The organism is Arthrobacter sp. Br18 (genome assembly GCF_000520555.1).
Lineage (GTDB): Bacteria > Actinomycetota > Actinomycetes > Actinomycetales > Micrococcaceae > Arthrobacter_D.
Genome location: NZ_KI914867.1, coordinates 30,504 through 37,274, shown reverse-complemented (window position 1 = coordinate 37,274; position 6,771 = coordinate 30,504). Strand labels below are relative to the sequence as shown.

5 protein-coding genes are annotated in these 6,771 nt (G+C 67.6%); all 5 read right to left on the bottom strand.

The window, feature by feature from the left end:
* A partial coding sequence (locus tag Y704_RS23460) for an Hsp70 family protein (RefSeq protein ID WP_253904292.1) occupies positions 1-1,919 on the bottom strand: 1,919 nt, incomplete at its 3' end.
* 183 nt (positions 1,920-2,102) lie between these two features.
* Entirely contained in the window at positions 2,103-3,932 is a 1,830-nt protein-coding gene (locus Y704_RS0110565) for an ABC-F family ATP-binding cassette domain-containing protein (protein ID WP_026550097.1), read from the bottom strand.
* Between the two features lie 49 nt (positions 3,933-3,981).
* On the bottom strand, positions 3,982-4,950 hold the full coding sequence (locus tag Y704_RS0110560; RefSeq protein WP_026550096.1) for a 4-(cytidine 5'-diphospho)-2-C-methyl-D-erythritol kinase: 969 nt from the start codon (positions 4,948-4,950) through the stop codon (positions 3,982-3,984).
* An 82-nt stretch (positions 4,951-5,032) separates the two neighbouring features.
* On the bottom strand, positions 5,033-5,917 hold the full coding sequence (gene rsmA / locus Y704_RS0110555) for a 16S rRNA (adenine(1518)-N(6)/adenine(1519)-N(6))-dimethyltransferase RsmA (RefSeq protein WP_026550095.1): 885 nt from the start codon (positions 5,915-5,917) through the stop codon (positions 5,033-5,035).
* Positions 5,918-5,921: 4 nt separating this feature from the next.
* On the bottom strand, positions 5,922-6,771 hold an 850-nt coding region (locus tag Y704_RS20495; protein WP_051476931.1), incomplete at its 5' end, for a TatD family hydrolase.

The window sequence follows — 6,771 nt, the reverse complement described above, 5'->3', positions numbered from 1 at the left end:
CTCGCCGACGGCACCGGCCCAGGAACCGGAGCGGCCGCCGAAGGAGCCGGGGCATCCGCCGAATCACTCGCCGACGGCACCGGCCCAGGAACCGGAGCGGTCGCTGAGGGCAACGGATCAGGGGAAGCAGTTTCCGGCAGCACGGGCCCCAGTGCTGGAGCTGTCGCCGGGGCTTCCCGAACCGGGTCGGATCCCGCCTGCGAAGGCCCTGCGATCGGCGTCCTCGTAGCGGAGGGAGGAGTCGGTGAAGGTGCGGATGAGGCACCCGATGAAGGAGCCGATGACCTTGATGAGGGGGACTGCGTCGACGAATCAGGGCTCGAGCGGGTACCGTCACGCGATTCGGGGTCCTCGTCCGGTTCGTCGGACTGCTTCGCTCCCGGTGACAGTGAGGCATCCTCCCGGTCAAGATCGCCTGTGCCCAACTTCGTGCCGACCGGGCCGCTTTCCGCCGGAACGCTGCCTGCGCGCCCCCCGGTGCCCCTCGCTGGATCATTCCCTCCCGTGGTACTTCCCGATCGAACAATGGTGTCGAACCAGTTGGCGCCGGGCACCGAGCCGATGTCGTGGCCCGGCGCGGCGTCGTCGCTCGGAGCGACGCTGCCGGGCTGCGCATCGGCCGCGGGCGGCTCGGCTGCTGCCGCAGCCTGTTCCGGTCCGGCGACGATTCCGGACAGGGCCGCCATCGACGTCGGGGAGTTGGCTGCGGTTGCCGTCAGAACACCGAGCAGCCCAACGGCTGCAGTAACAGCCATGACACGTGTGCCGATCCTCTTGTTGGCCGTCAGGTGGTGGGGTCCGTGCTGCGCGGTGAAGGAGTATGCCGCGGAGGCCTGCGAGTCGGGACCGGCGGCGTAGGCATCGCGGCCAGGCGCCGTACCGGCGTCGCCTGCTGCCCCGTCGTCGGTATCCTGAAGCGCCGCGGTAGCGAAGGCCGCGCCGAGCGCGATGGAGGCTTTCGGGTCTGCATCGATGGCAACAGGCCTGAGCAGACGCTCCGAAATGAGCTGCGCCACCAGGGGGATCCGGGAGGACCCGCCGATCAGGAGCACCGCCGTAAGATCCTTCACCGCTACCCCCGCGGACGCAACGGTGCCCTCGAGAAGGTCGATCGTCTCATGGACCCGGGCTTCAATCATGGCTTCGAACTCGGACCGGACCAGCCTTACCTGGGTGTGCGCTCCGGGGAGCAGGACCGCGATCGTGGCCTCCGGATCCGTGGACAGTGCCTCCTTGGCCGCGGCGCACTCGCGACGCACACGAGCGACGGCGGACAGCGCGTCGGGGTCGGCGCTGTCAAGACCGGCGAAGGCCTCGGAAGCGCCGGTGACGACATGGCGGAACACGTCCTGGTCGAAATCGGCGCCACCCAGTCGTTCGATCCCCTCGGGCGTCCCCAGGATCGTGAAGGTGTCGGCGTCCGTTTTTCGAACAACCGTTGCGTCGAACGTGCCGCCCCCGAAGTCGTACACCGCAAGGGTGCTGCCCGGTTCGACCCGTTCCTGGACGGCGTAGTGCAGCGCGGCGGCCACGGGCTCGGTCAGGAGCGAAACGCCGGCAAGCCCCACCCCGGCGAGGGCCTTGTGCAACAGCGCCGTCCTGTGCCCACCCCATTCGGCGGGGTGGGTGAGCGTGACAGCGGCCGGGGGTTCCCCCTCGCGTTCCTCCGCCCGGTCGACAACCCACCGCACCATGGTGGCGAAGAGGTCCTCGGGCAACACGCAGACATCACCGATGACCAGCGGGACATCATCTCCCATGCGGCGCTTGAACTCGCGCGCAAGGCGCTCGGGGTGGGCAAACCCCCGGCGTTCAGCGGCCTCACCGACGACGCTCTGCCCATCCTCACCGATGAAGATGACGGACGGCACAGCGTTGGCGTGGGTCCCGAGGGGCAGGACCTGCGGTCCCGAATCCAACCCCCCACCGAACCGCGCTATCGCGGCCGCTGTGAAACTGGTTCCTACATCAACACTGATGCCATACGCCATCCAGCTACCCCCACAAATGTCTACCACTAGTCATTTAGGCCAACGATAACGAAGCCATAACGGGGGTGCGAGGATAAACCGGCGGTTCCACTACTCGATTTTGTCGGGCAACTACTCGCCCAGAATCTCCGCGGTTGCCATCCATTGCTCCTCAAGCTCGCCTGTCTCTTCCTGCAGTGCCTGCAGTTTGGAGTTGAGGTCGGCGATCTGGTCGAAGTCGACGTCGGCACGGGATCCTGCGTCGTGCATCTGCTGCTGGAGCTTTCCCTTCTGGGCATCCACCTTGGTGATCTGCCGCTCGATGCGCGTGAGGTCCTTGCGGGCCTGCCGCAGCTCGGCCTCGGAAGAACCGCCAGTGCCGCCGGACCCGCCGCTGTTGGCAGGCGACGCCGCTGAGCCGGTGGCGGTCATGGGGCCCGCCGCGTTGCGCAGCTCAAGGTACTGGTCAACACCGCCCGGAAGATCCCGCAGGCGCCCGTCACCGAGCAGCGCCATCTGCGAATCGGTCACCCGCTCCAGGAGGTAGCGGTCGTGCGAGACGACCACGAGGGTTCCGGGCCAGCCGTCCAGGACATCCTCGATAGCCGACAGGGTGTCGGTGTCGAGGTCGTTGGTCGGCTCATCGAGCATGAGGACGTTCGGCTCGCCGACCAGCAGCCGAAGGAGCTGCAGTCGCCGCCGCTCGCCTCCTGACAACTCGCTGACGCGGGTCCACTGCTTCTCGTTGGTGAAGCCGAGCTGCTCGACGAGCTGGCTGGCCGACACTTCCTTGCCGCCCACACTGAAGACGCGCTTCTCGGCTTCGATCACCTCGATGACCCGGCTGCTTCCGAGTTCATCAAGCTCGAGGACCTCCTGCGAGAGAACGGCCGTCTGCACGGTCTTGCCCCGCTTTACCTTGCCGCCTGTCGGCAGCACGTCACCGTTGAGGAGATGGAGCAGGGTGGTCTTCCCCGATCCGTTGACGCCCACGAGGCCCAGCCGCTGCCCCGGGGCAAGGCGCAATGTGACGTCGTGGAAGAGCGTCCGGCCTGCCCCGTCCTCGTCGGCGGGTAGGGACAGGCTGACTCCCTCGAGGTCCAGGACGTCCTTGCCGAGCCGGGACATCGCCATCTTGCTGAGCGCAAGGGAGTCGCGCGGCTCGGGAACGTCGGCGATCAGTTCGTTTGCGGCCTCGATGCGGAACTTCGGCTTGGCCGTCCGCGCGGGGGCTCCGCGCCGCAGCCATGCCAGTTCCTTCTTGACGAGTTGGACGCGTTTGGACTCGATCACGGAATTCATGCGGTCGCGCTCGGCGCGGGCCAGCACATAAGCCGCATAGCCACCGTCGAAGTCATCGACGACGGCGTCGTGGACTTCCCAGGTGTGGTTGCAGATCTCATCGAGGAACCAGCGGTCGTGGGTGACCACCAGCAGCCCACCCTCGGTAGGGCGCCACCGCTGGCGGAGGTGCCGGGCCAACCAGGCCACGCCCTCGACGTCGAGGTGGTTGGTCGGCTCGTCGAGCATGATGACGTCGTCATCGCCGATCAGGAGCTTGGCCAGCGCCACCCGGCGCTTCTGCCCGCCCGAAAGGGAGGAGACCTTCGCGTGCCAGTCCACCTCGGAGACCAGTCCGCCCATCACGTCGCGGATCTTCGGATTCGAGGCCCACTCGTGGTCCGCCTGGTCCCCCACGATGGCCTCGCCCACTTCGAGCGCGCCGTCGAGCACATCGGTCTGGTCCAGGTAACCGACCGAGACGTCGCGGCGCCGCGTCACGCGGCCCGAGTCGGGCTTCTGGCGCTGGGCAAGCAGGCGCATCAGGGTGGACTTGCCATCGCCGTTACGGCCCACCACCCCGATACGGTCGCCGTCCTCGAGGCCGAGGGAAACCCCGTCGAGGATGGTGCGGGTGACGAAGGCGACGCTGAGGTTTTCAGCGCCGAGAAGGTGTGCCAAGAAATGCTGCTTTCGTTAAGAACTGTATAGAAGCGGGGCGGACTGCCGGTCAGGCGGACGAATCACTCCGGATCCGCGCGCCGTGGGCCGGACCGGAAACCGCCATGGCGATGAGTCCGGCCGCGGTGAGCCGCGATTCAAGGTCCGTCGCATGAACCTCACTGGAAGCGAGGAAAGCCATTGTCGGCCCGGAACCCGAGACGATGCCGGCGAGCGCTCCGGCCTTCTGCCCCACGTCAAGGATATCCCTTAGCCCGGGGGCGAGTTCCAGCGCAGCCTCCTGGAGGTCGTTGTGCAGCAGGGGTGCGAGCCCCGCGCCGTCGCCCGCGCGCATCGCGCCGAGGATCGAGGGGTCGATCTCCGGCGCCGGGGGTTCGACACCCTTCCGCTGCCGGATCCCGTCCAGCAGCCGGTACACCACAGGGGTCGAGAGACCGTAATCAGCGGGGACCAGCACAAAGTGGAGGGGCGTCTTGGAGATCGCGGGCGTGAGCCGTTCCCCCACGCCCAGCCCGACGGCCGTTCCCCCCAACAGGGCGAAGGGGACGTCGGCACCGAGCTCGGCGGCGATCCTGGCGAGTTCGTCGCGTGAGAAACCACTGCCCCACAGGGCCTCACAGGCGAGCAGTGCAGCAGCTGCGTCAGCTGACCCGCCCCCCATCCCACCCGAAACCGGTACGCTCTTGAGAATGTCCAGATGGACGCCCGTGGAACCGGGGCTCACCTCCGCGAGCAGCCGGGCCGCGCGTACCGCGAGGTTGGTGTCGTCCAACGGCACCGAATCAACGGGGATGTCGAATGGACCCGCACTCGTGATCGAGACTGTGACGTCCTGTCCCTGCGTCCGGGTTGCAGTCACCACTTCGTACATGGATACAGCGAGGAAAACACTGGCGATACCGTGATAGCCGTCCGCACGTGGTGGGCCGACCCGGAGCGAGACGTTGATCTTGCCGGGAGCGGCAACCCTGACCATCCGCGGACTGCCCCGCATCTCCCCTACTTTGCCCAACACCATAGGTACCAACCTAGAGGACGGCAAGCGGTTCAAGGTAGTTCGGGCACGCCCGCAGCTCCTATCCCACCAGTCATCCCACGGGTTATCCCGCCGTCGTGGCAGCTGCCTTCGCCTCGGCGATCCGCGCATAGGCGGTGATGCCGAGCACCTCCCCGCGGGCAGTGGGATCGATGCCCGCGCGGCGGAGGGCCTGCTCGGCAAGCACCGGGCTCCCGGCCCAACCGGCGAGCGCCGCCCGGAGGGTTTTGCGGCGCTGGGCGAAGGCGGCGTCGATGACGGCGAACACCTCGGTTCGGCTGGCGGTGGTGGCCGGCGGTTCGCGCCGGGTGAAGCGCACCAGTCCGGACGCGATCTTGGGCGCGGGCCAGAAGACATTCATTCCCACCGTGCCGGCTTTCTCCATACTCGAGTACCAGGCTGCCTTGACGGACGGCACCCCGTAGATCTTCGAGCCGGGGACGGCCGCGAGACGGTCGGCAACCTCGTCCTGCACCATGACCAGTCCTGAGCGAAGCGTGGGGAACCGCTCCAGGAGGTTCAGCACCACCGGAACGGCCACGTTATATGGCAGGTTGGCCACGAGGGCGGTCGGCTGGCGCGGCAGGTGCGTCACGCGCATGGCGTCGGCAAGGACGACGTCGAGCGCTTCGGTTCGTTCAGGACGCCAGGACGCCACCGTGGCTGGCAGCTTCGCGGCCAGGACGGGATCGATTTCGACGGCGACCACGCGTTCGGCGGCATCGAGCAGGCCGAGCGTCAGGGAGCCCAGGCCCGGGCCGACCTCGAGGACCGTCTCGAAGGCTCCAAGCTGGGCTGATGCGACGATCCGCCGGATGGTATTGCCGTCGATCACGAAGTTCTGGCCGAGGGTCTTCGTGGGCCGGAGGTTCAACTCGGCGGCAAGCCGGCGGATATCGCCGGCCCCGAGAAGTGGAACGGGAGGCGGCGTCTTCCGGGGCTCAATCACTCGTTCATGGTAGCCGCGACGGCGTCCAGCTTCCGTAGACGGCCTCGGTGTTCACGGCCAGGCGACCGCACAGCTCGCCAAGATCGGTGTCCAGCTCGGCCGCCATGGCGCGGACGGTGTACGGAAGCACGTAGGACGCATTCGGCTGCCCGCGGTAGGGGTGCGGGGTGAGGAACGGCGAATCGGTCTCGGCAAGGACCAGCGAGGGGTCCGCGACCCGCAGGGCGTCCCGCAGTCCCTGGGCGTTCTTGAAGGTCACAGTTCCGGCGAAGGACATGTACCAGCCGTGATCGTTGCAGAGCCGTGCCAGATCCGCATCCCCCGAGAAGCAATGGAACACGACCCGGTCCGGAACGGCTTCTGCCAGCAGGGTTGCGACCACGTCGGCGTGGGCGTCGCGGTCGTGGATCTGCAGCGCAAGCCCCAGTCGCTTCGCGATGTCGATATGCCGCCGGAAGGAATACTGCTGACGTTCCACGCCGCTCTCGGGGGTGCGGAAGTAGTCAAGTCCGGTTTCCCCGATCGCTCGGACCCGGGGATGCGCGGCAAGCACCTCGATCTCCGCGAGCGCCTCCTCGAGCAGGCCCGTCCCCGCAATTCCCGGTGCGTCATTGGGGTGGATGGCCACTGCTCCCAGCAGGCGCTCGTCCGCCTCGACGGCCTGCACCGTGAAGCGGGAGGATTCGAGATCACACCCCACCTGCACCGCACCGCGCACCCCCGCGGCGGCTGCGGAATCCAGGGCGCTCCGCACGTCGACCTGCACGAGGCCGTTCCGGAAATCGAGGTGCGTATGGTTGTCGATGACCGGCACGGGAAGCGGCTCGGGCAGCGGCGGGTAGTCGGCCCTGCGG